This window comes from Tabrizicola sp., assembly GCF_041911175.1.
Classification (GTDB): Bacteria; Pseudomonadota; Alphaproteobacteria; order Rhodobacterales; family Rhodobacteraceae; genus Tabrizicola.
On record NZ_JAYRPN010000043.1, the window covers coordinates 135,084 to 150,878 of the forward strand.

At 67.8% G+C, this 15,795-nt stretch carries 15 protein-coding genes; 12 read left to right on the top strand and 3 right to left on the bottom strand.

Translation table 11 applies throughout. The features are described from left to right. Positions 1–56 precede the first annotated feature (56 nt). A complete protein-coding gene (locus ACE3P6_RS05920; protein ID WP_374392641.1) occupies positions 57–1,286 on the top strand; it encodes an FAD-dependent monooxygenase in 1,230 nt (409 codons plus the stop codon). On the opposite strand, the gene ACE3P6_RS05925 is transcribed toward ACE3P6_RS05920, so the two are convergent. Further along, positions 1,222–2,595: a cation:proton antiporter gene (locus ACE3P6_RS05925; RefSeq protein ID WP_374392643.1), complete on the bottom strand. Its 1,374-nt coding sequence runs from the start codon at positions 2,593–2,595 to the stop codon at positions 1,222–1,224. The genes ACE3P6_RS05920 and ACE3P6_RS05925 overlap by 65 nt on opposite strands. Before the next feature lie 184 nt (positions 2,596–2,779). On the opposite strand from ACE3P6_RS05925, the gene ACE3P6_RS05930 reads away from it, so the two are divergent. Both ACE3P6_RS05930 and ACE3P6_RS05935 read left to right on the top strand, forming a co-directional pair. After that, the gene (locus ACE3P6_RS05930; RefSeq protein WP_374392646.1) at positions 2,780–3,988 is read left to right on the top strand and encodes a winged helix-turn-helix domain-containing protein; all 1,209 of its coding nucleotides are present in this window, start codon (positions 2,780–2,782) and stop codon (positions 3,986–3,988) included. 244 nt (positions 3,989–4,232) lie between these two features. Next, on the top strand, positions 4,233–4,772 hold the full coding sequence (locus ACE3P6_RS05935; RefSeq protein WP_374392648.1) for a hypothetical protein: 540 nt from the start codon (positions 4,233–4,235) through the stop codon (positions 4,770–4,772). 13 nt (positions 4,773–4,785) lie between these two features. On the opposite strand, the gene ACE3P6_RS05940 is transcribed toward ACE3P6_RS05935, so the two are convergent. Then, positions 4,786–5,607, bottom strand: a complete 822-nt coding sequence (locus tag ACE3P6_RS05940) for an LOG family protein (RefSeq protein ID WP_374392651.1) — start codon at positions 5,605–5,607, stop codon at positions 4,786–4,788. Positions 5,608–5,762: 155 nt separating this feature from the next. On the opposite strand from ACE3P6_RS05940, the gene ACE3P6_RS05945 reads away from it, so the two are divergent. The 8 genes from ACE3P6_RS05945 (at position 5,763) to ACE3P6_RS05980 (ending at position 13,771) form a co-directional block, all read left to right on the top strand. After that, positions 5,763–6,395: a hypothetical protein gene (locus tag ACE3P6_RS05945; RefSeq protein ID WP_374392653.1), complete on the top strand. Its 633-nt coding sequence runs from the start codon at positions 5,763–5,765 to the stop codon at positions 6,393–6,395. Between the two features lie 9 nt (positions 6,396–6,404). Next, positions 6,405–7,172: a hypothetical protein gene (locus ACE3P6_RS05950; RefSeq protein ID WP_374392655.1), complete on the top strand. Its 768-nt coding sequence runs from the start codon at positions 6,405–6,407 to the stop codon at positions 7,170–7,172. A gap of 83 nt (positions 7,173–7,255) precedes the next feature. Next, positions 7,256–8,080 carry a 2,3,4,5-tetrahydropyridine-2,6-dicarboxylate N-succinyltransferase gene (gene dapD, locus ACE3P6_RS05955; RefSeq protein ID WP_374392658.1) on the top strand — a complete coding sequence of 275 codons (825 nt, stop codon included), beginning with the start codon at positions 7,256–7,258 and terminating at the stop codon, positions 8,078–8,080. A 5-nt stretch (positions 8,081–8,085) separates the two neighbouring features. Beyond that, positions 8,086–8,427, top strand: a complete 342-nt coding sequence (locus tag ACE3P6_RS05960) for a hypothetical protein (RefSeq protein ID WP_374392661.1) — start codon at positions 8,086–8,088, stop codon at positions 8,425–8,427. Positions 8,428–8,518: 91 nt separating this feature from the next. Then, entirely contained in the window at positions 8,519–9,670 is a 1,152-nt protein-coding gene (gene dapE, locus ACE3P6_RS05965; protein ID WP_374392664.1) for a succinyl-diaminopimelate desuccinylase, read from the top strand. Next, the gene (locus ACE3P6_RS05970; protein WP_374392667.1) at positions 9,667–10,101 is read left to right on the top strand and encodes a GNAT family N-acetyltransferase; all 435 of its coding nucleotides are present in this window, start codon (positions 9,667–9,669) and stop codon (positions 10,099–10,101) included. The genes dapE and ACE3P6_RS05970 overlap by 4 nt, the downstream gene beginning before the upstream one ends. A 179-nt stretch (positions 10,102–10,280) precedes the next feature. Then, the gene (gene rnr / locus ACE3P6_RS05975) at positions 10,281–12,512 is read left to right on the top strand and encodes a ribonuclease R (RefSeq protein WP_374392669.1); all 2,232 of its coding nucleotides are present in this window, start codon (positions 10,281–10,283) and stop codon (positions 12,510–12,512) included. Beyond that, positions 12,509–13,771 (top strand): lytic murein transglycosylase, encoded by a 1,263-nt coding sequence (locus ACE3P6_RS05980; RefSeq protein ID WP_374392672.1) that lies wholly within the window; start codon positions 12,509–12,511, stop codon positions 13,769–13,771. Before rnr ends, ACE3P6_RS05980 begins: the two co-directional genes overlap by 4 nt. 319 nt (positions 13,772–14,090) lie before the next feature. Here ACE3P6_RS05980 and ACE3P6_RS05985 read toward each other — a convergent pair whose 3' ends face one another. Continuing rightward, complete coding sequence (locus ACE3P6_RS05985; protein WP_374392675.1) at positions 14,091–15,323, bottom strand: RsmB/NOP family class I SAM-dependent RNA methyltransferase; 1,233 nt, start codon at positions 15,321–15,323, stop codon at positions 14,091–14,093. 69 nt (positions 15,324–15,392) lie between these two features. Between ACE3P6_RS05985 and ACE3P6_RS05990 the strand changes: the two genes are divergently transcribed. Then, the gene (locus ACE3P6_RS05990; protein ID WP_374392678.1) at positions 15,393–15,563 is read left to right on the top strand and encodes a DUF1674 domain-containing protein; all 171 of its coding nucleotides are present in this window, start codon (positions 15,393–15,395) and stop codon (positions 15,561–15,563) included. Positions 15,564–15,795 lie beyond the last annotated feature (232 nt).

Genomic DNA, 15,795 nt, shown 5'->3' on the forward strand with positions numbered 1-15,795 from the left:
ACGGTAGCGGCTTGCCGACGCATGGACAATCCGTCGCGGCGGACTAAGAAGAGGGGATGACCTGGGACACCGACATCCTGATCGCTGGAGGGGGCCTGAACGGCCCGGCGCTGGCGTTGGCGCTGGCGCAGGGCGGATTCCGGGTGACCGTGGTCGATGCCCGCCCCGCCCGCGCCCGCGCCGAGGCGGGGTTCGACGGAAGGGCCTATGCGCTGGCCATCGCCTCGGTGCGGCTGCTGACCGCCATCGGGGTCTGGCCGCGTGTCGCCGATCAGGCGCAGCCGATGCTGCAGATCAAGGCCTCGGACGGTCACGCGGGCGAAGGTGCTGCCCCCTTCTTCCTGCATTTCGACGCCGCCGAGATCGAGGAAGGCCCGATGGGGCACATGCTGGAGGACCGGCACCTCTATGCGGCCTTCCTCGACGCGATGGCGGCAGCGCCGGGGATCACGCTCCTGTCCGGGGAAACCGTGCAGGCGCAAGAAGTTGGCCCCTCCGGCGTGACGGTGACGCTGGCCTCGGGGCGCAGGCTTACCGCCGGGCTGCTGGTCGGCTGCGACGGGCGCGGCTCGGGCGTGGCGGCGCGGGCGGGCATCCGGCGGATCGGCTGGGGCTATGGCCAGACCGCGCTGGTGACGGCGATCCGGCATGAGCGCGACCACGAAGGTATCGCGCACCAGTTCTTCATGCCCTCCGGCCCGCTGGCGATACTGCCGCTGAAGGGCGGGCATCATTCCAGCATCGTCTGGAGCGAGACCGACGCCGCCGCCGCCGCGATCCAGGCGCTGCCGGACGCGGAATACCTGGAGGCGCTGCGGCCCCGCTTCGGCGACTTCCTGGGCGAGATCAGCCTTGCGGGCGACCGCTTCACCTATCCCCTGTCGCTGTCCCTGGCTGAGCGCTTCATCGCCCCCCGCGTGGCTCTGGTGGGCGACGCGGCGCATGGCGTCCACCCGATCGCCGGGCAGGGCCTGAACCTGGGCCTGCGCGATGTGGCGGCGCTGGCGGAGGTACTGATCCTGGCCCGTCGCCGGGGCGAGGAACCCGGCAGCCCGACCGCGCTGGAGGAATACCAGCGCTGGCGGCGGTTCGATTCCACCGCGCTTGCCTTGGGCATGGACACGGTCAACCGGCTGTTTTCCAGCGACAATCCGCTGCTGCGTCTGGGGCGCGACCTCGGGATGGGCGTGGTGAACGCGCTGCCCGGCCTGCGACGTGGCTTCATCCGGCAGGCGGCGGGGTTGACGGGAGAGCTGCCGAAACTGCTGACGGGTCGGCCGGTCTAGCGGTCTGCTCCTCGATGACGTTGTCACTCGTCGCGCCGTCCTCGCGATGAGGAGACGAAGTCGAACGAAGTGCTTCCGCCTTGCGCGCCTCGCGCCGGTCAAGAAGGTGGAACAGCAGCGGGTTCGCCAGGATCGACAGCATCGCCCCCGCCACGACCAGATCGCGCGCTTCGGCAGGCACGATGTCCAGCGTCACCCCCATGCTGATGAGAATGAACGAGAATTCCCCGATCTGCGCCAGGCTGGCCGCGATGGTCAGCGCCTGGTCGTGCGAGCGTCCGAAGGCCCTCACGATGTAGTAGGCCGCCACCGACTTCACGAACAGGATGATCACGACCGTCCCGATCAGCGCCAGCGGCGAGGCCAGGATGACACCGGGGTTGAACAGCATGCCGACAGAGACGAAGAACAGCACGGCGAAGGCGTCGCGCAAGGGCAGCGTCTCGCGCATGGCTTGCTGCGACAGGGTCGAGGACGACATCACCATCCCGGCGAAGAAGGCCCCCAGCGCGAAGGAGACGCCGAAGAAATGCGTCGCGCCGTAGGCGACCCCCAGCGCGATGGCAAGAACCGCGAGGCGGAACAGTTCGCGCGAGCGGGTCTGCGAGACCAGGTGCAGCACCCAGGGGATGACGCGCTGGCCGACGACCAGCATCAGCGCGACGAAGGCTGCGGCCTTGGCGAGCGTGATCAGCACTGTCGCGGCGATGGGACCCATACCGATGGTGCTGGTGACTTCGGCCACCGCCTCGGCCTCTTCCGCCACCGGCATGGCCGTGCCGCCCAGAAGCCCGGCGAGCGGCGGGATCAGCACCAATGACAGGACCATGACCAGGTCTTCGACGATCAGCCAGCCGACCGCCACGCGGCCCTTGTCGGTGGTGACGAGGTCGCGGTCCTGCAAGGCCCGCAGCAGGACCACGGTCGAAGCGACCGACAGCGCAAGGCCGAAGATCAGCGCGGCGCCGAGGCCCCAGCCCAGGAACCAGCCCATCGCGGTACCGAAGATGGTGGCCACCGCGATCTGTCCCAGCGCCCCCGGCACCGCGATGGCCTTGACCGCCATCAGGTCGCGCGGCGAGAAGTGCAGCCCGACCCCGAACATCAGCAGGATCACGCCCAGCTCGGCCAGTTCGGTGGCCAGCCCCATGTCGGCGACATAGCCCGGCGTGAAGGGGCCGATGACCACGCCCGCCAAGAGGTAGCCCGCGATCAGCGGCAGTTTCAGCCGTTGCGCCAGAAGGCCGAAAAGGAAGGCCAGACCGAACCCGGCGACAAGGATGCTGATCAGGGGCGTTTCGTGGGGCAATGCTTCATTATCCTTTCCGGCTCACACCCCCAGCCCTGCGGGTGCGCCCAAGCGTAATCGAAGAAAAGTGTCAGGAGACAAGGGGATAGTAGGCACTGATTCTCGGTTTGCAACCGGGCGGGCTGACGCATTTGGTCACTTTTCCGACTTTCGTGGAAACACTTTGTAATGTTACCGCTTGGCGATGCTTCCGCTGATCCCCAACCCCCGCGCCCGCCGCCTGTTCCTGGACCGTCACGCCCTGTCCGAGACACCCTCGGGCCAGGCCACCGGGCAGGCCTTGCATGACCTGATCGAGCGGATCGGCTTCGTGCAGGTGGACAGCATCAACACCGTGGCGCGGGCGCATGAGATGATCCTGTGGTCGCGGCGGCAGGCCTTCCGGCCGCCGGCGCTGAAGCGGCTGCTGGAGCGGGACCGCAGCCTCTGGGAGCACTGGACGCATGACGCCTCGATCCTGCCGGCGCGGTTGCACGGGGTCTGGCAGCATCGGTTCAAGCGCGATGAAGATCGGCTGCACAAGAACTGGAAGCGTTGGTTCCGCGAGGGCTATGAGGCGCAATTCGACAACATTCTCAACCGGATAGCCAAGGATGGGCCGGTGGGAACGGCGGATGTCGGCGAGGGCGAGGTGCGCGGCAAGGGCGGCTGGTGGGACTGGCATCCCTCGAAGACCGCGCTGGAATGGCTGTGGCGGACGGGGCGGATCGCGGTGACGCGGCGGGATGGCTTCGCGAAGATCTACGACCTGACGGAACGGGTGATCCCCGAGGCCCACCGCGCGCCGGTGCCGGTGGAGGAGGTGGCGGAGTGGGCCTGCCGTTCGGCCTTGCGGCAGTTGGGGTTCGGGACGAGCGGAGAGATCGCGGCCTACTGGAATGCCGTCGGGCCGGAGGCGGCGAAGCTGTGGTGCCGGGAGGCTTTGGCGCGGGGCGAGATCATCGAGGCGGAAGTCGAGGGCGCCTTGGGTCAACACCGCAAGGTCTTCATCTTCCCGGAGAGTCTGGACAAGGAGCCGCCCGAACCCACCCCCCGCCTGCGCATCCTGTCGCCTTTCGACCCGGCGTTGCGCGACCGCGACCGGGCAGAGTTCCTGTTCGGCTTCTACTACCGGATCGAGGTCTTCGTGCCCGAGCCGAAGCGGGTCTGGGGCTACTATGTCTTCCCGGTTCTGGAGGGCGAAAGGCTGGTGGGCCGGATCGACGTGAAGGCCTTCCGCGATGCCGGGGCCCTGCGGGTCAAGGCCTTCTGGCCCGAGGTCGGGGCGAGGCTGACCAAGGCCCGGCGCGGGAAGCTGGAGGCAGAGCTGGACCGGCTGGCGCGGTTCGCGGGGTGCGAGCGGGTGGAGTTTCTGGACGGGTGGGAGAGGGAGACGATCCGGGTCGCCAAGTGACTGGGAACGCTGGGGTAGTTGGACAGTCCGCGGCAAGAATGGGCGTATGTTTTCGGTATGGAGTGCGTATGGAAACCGTACATACGCGCGTGGAGATGGGAGGGCGTTAACCCTGCGGGGCGAATCGGGGGAGTAGTACGGTGGGTGCCAACCCACCAACCCGCTTCCATCCTGCGAGGTGGGTTGCACCCAGCCTGCGGCTCGATAGTCTTTCACGGACAGCGCAATTGGATCAATCGATTTGATGGACGACACGACGGTTTTCCTGATGCTGGTTGCGGTTGCTCTCGCGGTCGTCTTCCTTGTCCTTTGGGCGTGGCGGCCACGGGTGGCCGTGGTCACGACCCGGGACGAAGCCTGGGTCCTGATCGACGGATCGAACGTCATGCACTGGCAGGACGGGGTCGTGGCTCTGGCCCCGCTGACCGAAGTGATCGGGCGGCTGAAAGAACTGGGTTATGTGCCCGGCGTGGTCTTCGACGCGAATGCAGGCTGGAAGCTGGCCGGGCGCTATCTGCACGATGGCGATCTTGCCCGGTTGCTCGGGCTGGAGACCCGGCAGGTGCTGGTGGTGCCGAAGGGGACGCAGGCCGACACCTACCTGCTGGAGACCGCGCGGGAGTTCGGGGTGCGGATCGTGACCAACGACCGTTACCGGGATTGGGCCGTGGCGCACCCGGAGGTGTTGGAGCCCGGGTTCCTGATCCGGGGCGGAATGCGCGACGGCACGCTGTGGTTGCAGGACTTGCGGCCCGTCGAGGCGGCAAAGGAAGGTGCGTTGTAGCGCACCCTACGAGTCACTCCGGCACTTGCCACCCGTCGATCACCGACACCGCCTCCTCCGCCGTTTCCACCATTGCAAACAGCGTCAGGTCCTCTGGCGAGATCACTCCGGCCTCGGCAAGGTGGTTCCAGTTCACCACCGTCTCCCACCATTCCCGGCCGAAGAGCAAGAAGGGGATCTTCTTCATCCGGCCGGTCTGGATCAGGGTCAGGCTCTCGAACATCTCGTCCAGCGTGCCGAAGCCGCCGGGGAAGACGCAGACGGCTTTCGCCCGCATCAGGAAATGCATCTTGCGGATCGCGAAGTAGTGGAAGTTGAACGACAGGTCCGGCGTCACATAGATGTTCGGCGCCTGTTCGTGCGGCAGGACGATGTTCAACCCGATGGATTGCCCCCCGGCCTCGTCGGCACCGCGGTTGCCGGCCTCCATCACGCCGGGGCCGCCGCCGGGGCAGATGACATTCTCGCGCCCGTAGCTTTCCAGGGAACGCTCGGTCATGATCCGGGCGAAGCGGCGGGCTTCCTCGTAGTAGTGCGACAGGTCGGCCAGCGCCCTGGTGCGCGCGGTGTCGCGGTGTTCGGGCGCGGGGATGCGCGCGCCGCCGAACATGACGATGGTCGTCTCGATCCCGCGTTCGTCCATGATCAGCTGCGGCTTCAGGAGTTCGAGCTGGAGCCGGACCGGGCGCAGTTCCTCGCGCGTCAGGAAATCGCGGTCGGCGAAGGCCAGGCGATAGGCGGGCGCACGGGTCTGCGGCGTGTCGGGGATACGCTTGGCGGCGGCGATGTCCTCGACGCTGTCGCGGAACGGGTGGCTGCGGGGTTCGTCTTTCATGGGATGCCTTGGCTTGCCGGTGTAAGCGCAGGCTTATCCTGTCCCGCTTTCCGAGGCCAGTTCCGCAAAACTCCCCACCCTCACGCCTTAGTGAATTGCTCGGGAATATCGGGCGAACCCACTGCTCCGGGGGCGAGTCTCGAGAAGGATGCAACGTGAAGCAGTTTCTTTTGGCGACGGCGCTGATCGCGGTAGCGGTCGGGGCCTTCTTTGGTGGCCGGGCCTATCTGGTGCCGACCCCGGTTGCGGCTGTGGCGAACCCGCTGGGCGACCTGTCAGCGATGGCGGCCATCGTGACCGACGTGCAGGGCATCGCCAGCTCGGGCGACCTGGTCAAGGCCAAGGCGCGGATCAAGGACCTGGAAACCGCCTGGGATGACGCCCAGCCGGTGTTGCAGCCCAGGGACCCCGAGGCCTGGGGCCGGATCGACGGGGCAGCGGACGACGCGTTGTCGGCGCTTCGGGCCGCGCCCCCCGACGCGGGCGAGGTCGAGACGGCCCTGGCCGCGTTGCAAGTGGCGCTGGCGGACCCAGTTGCCTCGGGGTCAGGCGGCGGGGTGCAGATGGTGGGCGGCGTGGCCGTGACCGATGCGGGCGGGCATCCCCTGCCCTGCGAGGCGATGCTGAAGGACATCACGGCGAAGCGTGACGTGGTCAAGCTGGCGCCCGAGGCCGTGGCGAAGATCGACGACCTGGTCGCCAAGGCGACCGAACGCTGCAACGCCGACGACGACAAGACCGCAGACGGCTTCAGCGCGCAGGCGCTGCAGGCCCTGTCCGGCAACTGACGAGGTAGGATGATGACTGTTTCCCAGATCGACGCCCCGGCGAACCGGGTGCCCGAGGTCACGCTGGACTTCTGGCTGATCAAGCTGATGGCCGTGACGATGGGCGAAACCGCCGCCGACTACCTGGCGGTGAACCTGGGCCTGGGGCTGACCGCGACGTCGCTGCTGATGACGGCGGTGCTGGTGGTGGTGCTGGTCGTGCAATTCGCGCAGAGGCGTTATGTGCCTTGGGCCTACTGGCTGGCGGTGGTGATGATCAGCATCGTGGGCACCCTGGTCACGGACAACCTGGTGGACAATTTCGGCGTGCCGCTGACCGTCACCACGGCCGTCTTCACCCTGGCGCTGGCCGCGACCTTCCTGGCCTGGTACCGGGCGGAAGGAACGCTCTCGATCCACGAGGTCACGACCTTCCGCCGCGAGGCCTACTACTGGCTGGCGATCCTGTTCACCTTCGCGCTTGGCACTGCGGCGGGCGACCTGATGGCCGAACGGTTCGGACTGGGCTACCTGGCGACCGGCATCCTGTTCGGGATGATCATCCTGTCGCTGGCCGTGGGTTACTATCTGATGGGGCTGGACGCGATCCTGGGCTTCTGGCTGGCCTACATCTTCACCCGGCCGCTGGGGGCGTCGTTCGGGGACCTCCTGTCGCAGCCGCCGGAATATGGCGGGCTGGGGTTCGGGACCATCGTCACCAGCGCGATCTTCCTGGCGGTCATCGCCCTGATCGTGGGGCTGATGACACTGCGGGCCGGGCGGCAGGCGACGGCATGAGGCGCGCGGCAGGCGGTGATTGTGTGTGGCGCCGCCTGCCGCTATAGGCTCAGCCGATCCATCTGCACTGGAAAGGCCCGCCCATGTCGAACGCAGCACTCGAAGCCGCCATCGAAGCCGCATGGGAGGCGCGCGAGGGGATTTCGCCTGCCACGAGGGGCGAACAGCGCGACGCCATCGAGGCGACGCTGTCGGCGCTGGATGGCGGGTCGCTGCGGGTGGCGGAAAAGCGCGGCAACGACTGGCATGTGAACCAGTGGGCGAAGAAGGCTGTCCTTCTGTCGTTCCGGCTGACCGACATGTACGAGATTTCCGGCAGCAATGGCGGGTCGAACTGGTGGGACAAGGTGCCGTCGAAATGGCAGGGCTGGACCGCCGAGGACTGGCGCGAGGCCGGGTTCCGGGCGGTTCCCGGGTCGATCGTCCGGCGGTCGGCCTATATCGCCAGGGGCGTGGTGCTTATGCCGTCATTCGTCAACATCGGGGCCTATGTCGATGAGGGCTCGATGGTCGACGGCTGGGCCACGGTCGGCTCCTGCGCGCAGATCGGCAAGAACGTGCATCTGTCGGGCGGTGTGGGCATCGGCGGGGTGCTGGAGCCGATGCAGGCGGGCCCGACGATCATCGAGGACAACTGCTTCATCGGCGCGCGGTCGGAAGTGGTGGAGGGCTGCATCATCCGCGAGGGCTCGGTCCTGGGGATGGGGGTCTTCATCGGCAAGTCGACCAAGATCGTCGACCGGGAAACCGGCGAGGTGATGTATGGCGAGGTTCCACCGGGTTCGGTCGTCGTCGCGGGGTCGATGCCGTCGAAGGGGGGGATCAACCTCTACTGCGCGGTGATCGTGAAGAAGGTCGATGCGCAGACCCGGTCGAAGACCTCGATCAACGAACTTTTGCGGGACTGAGAGTGATGGCGGCAACGGAAGGTGAAGCCAAGCCCAAGCGCCCGCAACAGGTCTATTCGCTGATCGTCGAGGTCGGCCGCAAGGAGGGCGACGGGCTGCCGCCGAAGGCCACCGGCGCGGCGCTGTTGTGCTATGCCTCCGGCGTGGACGAGGCGGAAGCCGTGCGCGAGACGGTGGCGATCCTGAAGGAAGCCGACCTGTCGCCCTTGGAGGTGCAGGGCCTGGGCACGCTGGACGAACGACTGAAGGCGGGCGACGAGATCGACGAGGCCGAGCAGGCGCTGATGCAACGGGCGCTGGAAGAGAATTCGGTCATCGTCGCCGAGATGACGCCGTTCTTCGACTGACGCCCGGTCAGCGCGACACCGCACGCCTTGCGGTTGCAGGGGCGCGTCCAACCCGTTAGGGATCGTCTCGCGCGCAATTCTGGACCCGACGATGCCCTTCGAACCCGTTGACCCGGTGGAACTGACCGCCAAGCTGATCCGCTGCCCCTCTGTCACGCCGGAGGAGGGCGGGGCGATCAGGCTGCTGGAAACCGTGCTGGGCAAGGCGGGCTTCAGCTGCACGCGGGTCGACCGGGGCGGGATCGCCAATCTTTACGCACGCTGGGGCAAGGCGGGGGCCAACAAGGCCTTCGGCTTCAACGGGCATACCGATGTGGTGCCGGTGGGCGATGCCGAGGCCTGGACCTATGACCCGTTCGGGGCCGAGATCCGCGACGGGTTCATGTATGGCCGGGGTGCCTGCGACATGAAATCCGGCGTGGCGGCCTTTGTCGCGGCGGCGGCGGATTTCGTGCGCGAGACCCCGCCCGACGGCGCGGTGATCATCGCGATCACCGGCGACGAGGAGGGCGAGGGCAAGGACGGCACGGTGGCGATCCTGGACTGGATGGCCTTCAACGGCGAGCGGATGACGCATTGCCTGGTTGGCGAGCCGACCTGCCCGCATGAAATGGGCGACATGATGAAGATCGGGCGGCGCGGGTCCTTGACCTGCGACATCACGGTCGAGGGGGTGCAGGGCCATTCGGCCTATCCGCACCGGGCGAAGAACCCGCTTTCCGCGATGGTGAAGTTGCTGGCGCGGCTGGAGGCAGAGCCCCTGGACCGGGGGACGCAGCATTTCGACCCTTCGACGCTGGCCATCACCACCATCGACTGCGGCAACCCGGCAGGGAACGTGATTCCGGCGCGGGCCACGGCGCGGATCAACATCCGCTTCAACGACACCCATTCCGGCGACACCCTGTCGGCCTGGCTGCGCCACGAGGCGGAAGCGGTGGCCGAGGCGACAGGAACGACCATCGGGTTGAAGGTCAGCGTCGCGGGGGAAAGCTTCCTGACCCCGCCGGGCGAGTTGTCGGCGATGGTTGCCAAGGCGGTGCAGGCGGAAACCGGGCGGAAGCCGGTGGCCTCGACCTCTGGCGGCACCTCGGATGCGCGCTTCATCAAGGACCATTGCCCGGTGATCGAGTTCGGGCTGGTCGGCAAGACCATGCACCAGGTCAACGAGCGGGTGGCGGTGGAGCAGATCGACCAGCTGAAGGCGATCTATACCCGGGTCCTGCAGGACTATTTCGCATGACGTGCCCCGATTCGATCCGCATCGAGGTTACGCGCGACATCCCGACCTGCCAGGCCCTGCGCAAGGTGGTGTTCATCGACGAGCAGGGCGTGAGCCTGGCGGAGGAGGTGGACGGGCTGGACGGCAAGGCCATTCACCTTCTGGCCTGGGACGGGGATTGCCCGGTCGGCACGGCGCGGATCCTGATGAACGGCGGCGTGGGCAAGATCGGCCGGGTCTGCGTGCTGCCGGAAGCGCGGGGCATCGGCCTCGGCGAGGCGCTGATCCTTGCCGCGCTGGAGGAGTTGCGGCGGCAGTCGGGGATCAGCGAGGCCTATCTCGGCTCGCAAAGCCATGCCACCGGGTTCTACGAAAAGCTGGGCTTCGCCGTGGAAGGCGAGGAATTCCTGGACGCCGGCATCCTGCACCGGCACATGCGCCGCGCCTTGTGAGGGGCGGCCTTTGAATTGAGCGCTGGCGCGCAAGTCTTTTGTCTCGTCGTCGGGACTGACCGCCCTCCTCCTCGGCCGTTGGGGGCGCTTCGCCCCCCAAACCCCCCGAGGATATTTGCTGCCAGGTGAAAGGGCCTGTCGGGTAGTCTTGGCCCGTCCGGCGTGCTAGGTCTTCGGCCATGAAAGCTTTGCCCTCCAAGGATGAAATCCGGCAGTGGATTTCCGAGAACCCCGGCCTTTCGGCCAAGCGCGACATTGCCAAGGCCTTCGGCATCAAGGGGGACGCGCGGATCGAGCTTAAGGCGCTGCTGCGCGAGCTGGAAAGCGAAGGCGTGGTGGAGAAGAGCGCCCGCCGCTTCCGCGAGCCGGGAGTGTTGCCGCCGGTCGCGGTGTTGCAGGTGCTGGCGCCGGATGCGGCAGGGGACCTCTACGCGAAACCGCTGGAGGAAGGCGTGGACGAGGGGCCGCGCATCCTGGTCATCCCGAAGAAGGGCGATCCGGCTTTGGGCGCGGGGGACCGGATTCTGGCGCGGCTCAGCAAGGTCGATCTGGACGATTACGCCTATGAGGCGCGGCTGATCCGGCGGCTGGGGTCGAACCCGCGCAAGGTGCTGGGGGTGTTCCGGCTGGGCGCGCAGGGCGGGCGGATCGTGCCGATCGAGAAGGGCGACGACAAGGAATGGCGTGTCTCGTCCGACATGACGATGGGCGCGAAGGATGGCGAGCTGGTCGAGGCCGAGGCGGTGGGCGGGCGGCGGCTGGGCCTGCCTGCGGCGCAGGTCGTGGCGCGGCTGGGCGATCCGGCGGGGTCAAGGGCGGCTTCGCTCATCGCCATCCACCAGCATGGCATCCCGGATGTCTTCCCGGATGCGGTGATCCTTGAGGCGGACCGGGCCGAGCCGGTGGGCATGGCGGGGCGCGAGGATCTGCGGGGCCTGCCGCTGGCGACCATCGACCCGGTGGATGCGCGCGACCGCGACGATGCGGTCTTCGCGGAAGCGGACAGCGATCCCGGCAATATCGGCGGCTTCGTGATCTGGGTCGCAATTGCCGATGTGGCGCATTATGTGACGCCGGGCTCGGCGCTGGACCGCGAGGCGCGTCGCCGGGGCAATTCGACCTATTTCCCCGACCGGGTGGTGCCGATGCTGCCGGATATCCTCTCGGGCGACCTGTGCAGCTTGCACGAGGGGGTGGACCGCGCCTGCCTCGCCGTGCGGATGGTGATCGACCACGAAGGCCACAAGCGCAACCACCGTTTCGTGCGGGGGATGATGCGCTCGGTCGGGTCGCTGCACTATGCGCAGGTGCAGGCGGCGGTGGACGGAGCGCCGGACGAGAAGACCGCGCCCTTGGTCGAGCCGGTGCTGAAGCCGCTCTACGCCGCCTATGCCGCGTTGAAGCGGGCGCGCGAGGCGCGGCAGCCGCTGGACCTGGAGCTGCCCGAGCGCAGGATCGAGCTGGACGCCGAGGGGCGGGTGGTGTCGGTCGCGTTCAAGGAGCGGCTCGAGGCGCACAAGCTGATCGAGGAGATGATGATCCTCGCCAATGTAGCGGCGGCGGAAGAGCTGATCCGGCTGAAGCGGCCCCTGCTGTTCCGGGTGCACGAGGAGCCCTCGCCCCTGAAGCTGGAAGGCTTGCGCGAGGTGGCGGAAGGCGCGGGGCTGACGCTGGCCAAGGGGCAGGTGTTGCAGACGAAGCACCTGAACCGGCTGCTGGCGCAGGCGCAGGGGACCGAGTTCGACGAGCTGATCAACCTCTCCACCCTGCGGTCGATGACCCAGGCCTATTACCACCCGGAGAATTTCGGGCATTTCGGCCTCGCGTTGCGGAACTATGCGCATTTCACCTCGCCGATCCGGCGCTATTCCGACCTGATCGTGCATAGGGCGCTGATTTCGGGGCATGGCTGGGGCAAGGACGGGCTGTCGGCCTGGGACGAGGAGAACCTGGAGGAGACGGGCAAGCTGATCTCGGAAGCCGAGCGGCGCAGCATGGCGGCGGAGCGGGATACGACGGACCGCTATCTGGCGGCCTATCTGGCGGACCGGGTGGGGGCGGAGTTCGCGGGGCGGATTTCCGGGGTGCAGCGCTTCGGGGTCTTCGTCCGGCTGGACGAGACCGGGGCGGACGGGCTGATCCCGGTCCGGGCCTTGGGGCGGGAATATTTCAACTACGACGAGGCCAGCCAGACGCTGATGGGGGCCGAGACAGGGTTGACGCTGGGGATCGGGCAGAAGGTCGTGGTGCGGCTCTCCGAGGCGGTGCCGGTGACCGGCGGGCTGATCCTGGAGCTTTTGTCGGTGGAGGGGGCGGTGGTGCGGCCGCCGCGGCGGAAGGGCGGGAAATATCAGCCGAGGCGTCCCGCGCAGGCGGCGGCGAAACGGCGGCTGGTGCGCAAGCGGCGATGAGGGGCGCAAGACTTTTCGAAAAGTCGTGGCTTATCCTTCGAAGGATTTTGGTGGCTCTTGCGGCGGGCATGGTGCTGGGTCTTGCAGCGCAGGCGCAGACGATCCTGCCTGATCCAGAACCGGGCGTGGAGGTTGACATGGGATCGCAGGCCGGGCTGGACGCCTGGGTGGAGGGCTTCCGGCCCCGGGCGTTGGCGGCGGGGGTGCAGGCCTCGACCTTCGATGCGGCGCTGCGGGGGGTGGTTTTCGACCCGAAGGTGGTGGAGCGCGACCGGAACCAGAACGAGTTTTCGAAGACGATCTGGGATTACCTGGACACCGCCGTATCCGAGGACCGGGTGGCTTTGGGGCTGAAGGCCATCGAGCGGAACCGGGCGTTGCTGGAGCGGATCGAGGCGGAATACGGGGTGGAGAAGGAGGTCGTCGCGGCGGTCTGGGGGCTGGAGAGCGCCTATGGCACCTACCGGGGCGACCTGCCGGTGCTGGGGTCGCTGGCGACGCTGGCCTATGAGGGGCGGCGGCGGGCCTTCTTCGAGGCGGAGCTGATCGCGGCCCTGAAGATCGTTCAGGGCGGGCATGTTGAGCAGTTCGCGGGGTCCTGGGCGGGAGCGAGCGGGCACACCCAGTTCATGCCGTCCAGCTGGGAGAAGTTTGCAGTCGATTTCGACGGGGATGGGAAGAAGAACCTCTGGGGCGATGATCCGGCGGATGCTCTGGCCTCGACCGCGAATTACCTGCGGCACTGGGGCTGGACCAAGGGGCAGCCCTGGGGGGTGGAGGTGGCGCTGCCGGAGGGGTTCGACTATGACCAGACCACCGAGCGGGTGGTGAAGCCGGTCAGCGACTGGCAGGCGCTGGGAGTGCGGCTGGTCGGCGGGGCGGACCTGCCGGAGCATGGGCCGGGGTCGATCCTCTTGCCGGGGGGGTATCGGGGGGCGGCCTTCCTGATCTGGCCGAATTTCCAGGTGATCGAGAAATACAACACGGCGGATGCCTATGTGGTGGCGATCGGGTCGCTGTCGGACCGGCTTGCCGGGGGCCCGGCGATCCAGCACGGCTGGCCGCGCGAGCTGCGGGCGCTGACGCTGGAGGAGCGGCGGGAGTTGCAGGAGCGGCTGGGGCGGGCCGGGTTCGATCCGGGGGGCGTCGACGGGCGGATGGGACCGAAGACGGTGGCGGCAGTGAAGGCCTTCCAGAAGGCGCGGGGGCTGGTCGCCGACGGCTATCCGAGCCTGGAGGTGCTGGGGCTGCTGCGGTAGGTGTCCACGGTGGACAGATTTTTCGACTAAATGAATTCAAGGGGTTGATTGCGGACGTTAGGGATTTCTTAGTCTTTGATGTAGGCCCCTCCCCGGCCCCCCTCTGCGGGGAGAGGGGGAGCAGGGTGATCCGGCAGGTCCGGGAGGTACAGCGTTGCGCAGGTAGGGGCGGTTGCTGAATCGAGCGCTGACGCGCAAGCCTTTGTCTCGCCTCTGCGCGTGAAGAACGCGCAACCGGCTCGGGCAGTTGGGGGTTTTCCACCCCCAAACCCCCGAGGATATTTGGGCAAATGTGAATGGAGCAGGTTTAGCTCGGCAGTCAGCCCGGCTTTCTCAGGCGGGCGAGGAAGAAGCCGTCCATGCCGCCCCGTTCGGCCCAGTGATCGGGGCGGAGGCGGAGGGCGCCTTCCGGGGTCCACCAGGCGGGGTCGAGCCCGGAGAGATCGGGGCGGTCGACGGTGAGGCTGGGGTGCCGGGCGAGCGCGGCGGTGAGTTGCGCCTCGCCTTCCTCGGGGAAAAGCGAGCAGGTGGAGAAGACGAGGCGGCCCCCCGGCTTCAGCCAGGTGAGCGCACGGTCGATCAGGGCGGTTTGCAGGACGGTGAGGGAAGGGAGTTCGCTGCCGTCCTTGACGAAGGGCAGGTCGGGGTGGCGGCGGATGGTGCCGCTGGCCGAACAGGGGGCGTCAAGGAGGATGGCATCGAAGGGGGCGTCGGGTTGCCAGTGCAGCGCGTCGGCGGTGACGAGGCTAGCGGTCAGGCCGGTGCGGGCGAGGTTCGCTTGCAGGCGGGCCATGCGGGGAGCGGAGATGTCGAGGGCGGTGACCTGTGCTCCGGCGGCGGCGAGTTGCAGGGTCTTGCCGCCGGGGGCGGCGCAGAGGTCGAGGATGCGTTCTCCCGGCATGGGTTGCAGGAGTTTGGCGGGGAGGGCGGCGGCGGCGTCCTGGACCCACCAGCCGCCCTCGGCATAGCCCGGCAGGGCGGAAAGCTGGCCGGGGCTGCGGAGGCGGAGGCTGCCGGTGGGGAGGAGGTCGCCTTCCGGGTGCGGGAAACCTTCGCGCAGGGTGAGGTCGAGCGGGGGTTCCTGAGCCTGGACGGCTTCGATGGCGGTGACGATGTCGCGACCGTAGCTGTGTACGAGGGGTTGGCGGAGCCAGCGGGGCAGTTTCTGCGGCGCGAGGGTGACGGGATCGGGCAGCGCGCGGAGGACGGCGTTGACGAGGCCCGCAAGATGCTGGCTGCGCTTGCCGCCCTTGCGGGTGATCTCCACCGCCGCGTTGACGACACCGTGGGCGGGGGCACCTTCGGCGCGTTCGGTGACGGCGAGGCGGAGAGTGTTGCGGACAGTCAGCGGGGGGGATTTGCGGAGGTGCTTGTCGAGGAGCCTGTCCGCCGGTTCCAGGTGGCGCAGCGTGGTTTCCGCCAGCCGCAGGGCGCGGGCGCGGTCGGCGGGGGCCAGCCCCTCGCCCGAGAAGTCGGAGAGCATCCGGCCTTCGCCCAGAACCCCGTCCAGAATTGCCACTGCGGTGGCGCGCGCCACGACGCCTTCGGCCATTGCGGTCCCCTTGCTGCTTCGGGATGCGGGTTATATCACCGTGGAGTGCCACACAAGGAAGGGTCGGTCATGGACGACGATCTGCCACCTGCCGCGAAACGCGCTTTGGCCGAGGCCGAGGCGCGCCGGAAGGTTGCCGAGGGCAAGGCGCCCTTGCCGCCGGAACTGGGCGGAAGGGACGGGCCGGAGCCGGTGCGCTATGGCGACTGGGAGAAGAAGGGCCTCGCGGTCGATTTTTGAGGGGTGCTCGCGGGTGGTGTGTGGAAACACGCACCCTACCGGTCATCTGTAGGGTGGGTGAAACCCACCGTTCTGCGAGAGTGGACAGGTGGGATGGTGGGTTGGCACCCACCCTTGTCTCTTTGATCTGTGGGAAGATGAAGGAGGCAGACGAGACCCCGACCCACCCTTGGGCGTTTGAGCCCGTCGCGTAGCTTGGGGCTCGTCTGCCGACCATTGTCAAACCTGAACA

Bases quoted from the DNA above. Each gene is read 5' to 3' on its own strand.
- ACE3P6_RS05920 (WP_374392641.1), top strand. From the start codon at position 57: ATGACCTGGGACACCGACATCCTGATCGCTGGAGGGGGCCTGAACGGC.
- ACE3P6_RS05930 (WP_374392646.1), top strand. From the start codon at position 2,780: ATGCTTCCGCTGATCCCCAACCCCCGCGCCCGCCGCCTGTTCCTGGAC.
- ACE3P6_RS05935 (WP_374392648.1), top strand. From the start codon at position 4,233: ATGGACGACACGACGGTTTTCCTGATGCTGGTTGCGGTTGCTCTCGCG.
- ACE3P6_RS05940 (WP_374392651.1), bottom strand. From the start codon at position 5,607: ATGAAAGACGAACCCCGCAGCCACCCGTTCCGCGACAGCGTCGAGGAC.
- ACE3P6_RS05950 (WP_374392655.1), top strand. From the start codon at position 6,405: ATGATGACTGTTTCCCAGATCGACGCCCCGGCGAACCGGGTGCCCGAG.
- dapD (WP_374392658.1), top strand. From the start codon at position 7,256: ATGTCGAACGCAGCACTCGAAGCCGCCATCGAAGCCGCATGGGAGGCG.
- ACE3P6_RS05960 (WP_374392661.1), top strand. From the start codon at position 8,086: ATGGCGGCAACGGAAGGTGAAGCCAAGCCCAAGCGCCCGCAACAGGTC.
- dapE (WP_374392664.1), top strand. From the start codon at position 8,519: ATGCCCTTCGAACCCGTTGACCCGGTGGAACTGACCGCCAAGCTGATC.
- ACE3P6_RS05970 (WP_374392667.1), top strand. From the start codon at position 9,667: ATGACGTGCCCCGATTCGATCCGCATCGAGGTTACGCGCGACATCCCG.
- rnr (WP_374392669.1), top strand. From the start codon at position 10,281: ATGAAAGCTTTGCCCTCCAAGGATGAAATCCGGCAGTGGATTTCCGAG.
- ACE3P6_RS05980 (WP_374392672.1), top strand. From the start codon at position 12,509: ATGAGGGGCGCAAGACTTTTCGAAAAGTCGTGGCTTATCCTTCGAAGG.
- ACE3P6_RS05985 (WP_374392675.1), bottom strand. From the start codon at position 15,323: ATGGCCGAAGGCGTCGTGGCGCGCGCCACCGCAGTGGCAATTCTGGAC.
- ACE3P6_RS05990 (WP_374392678.1), top strand. From the start codon at position 15,393: ATGGACGACGATCTGCCACCTGCCGCGAAACGCGCTTTGGCCGAGGCC.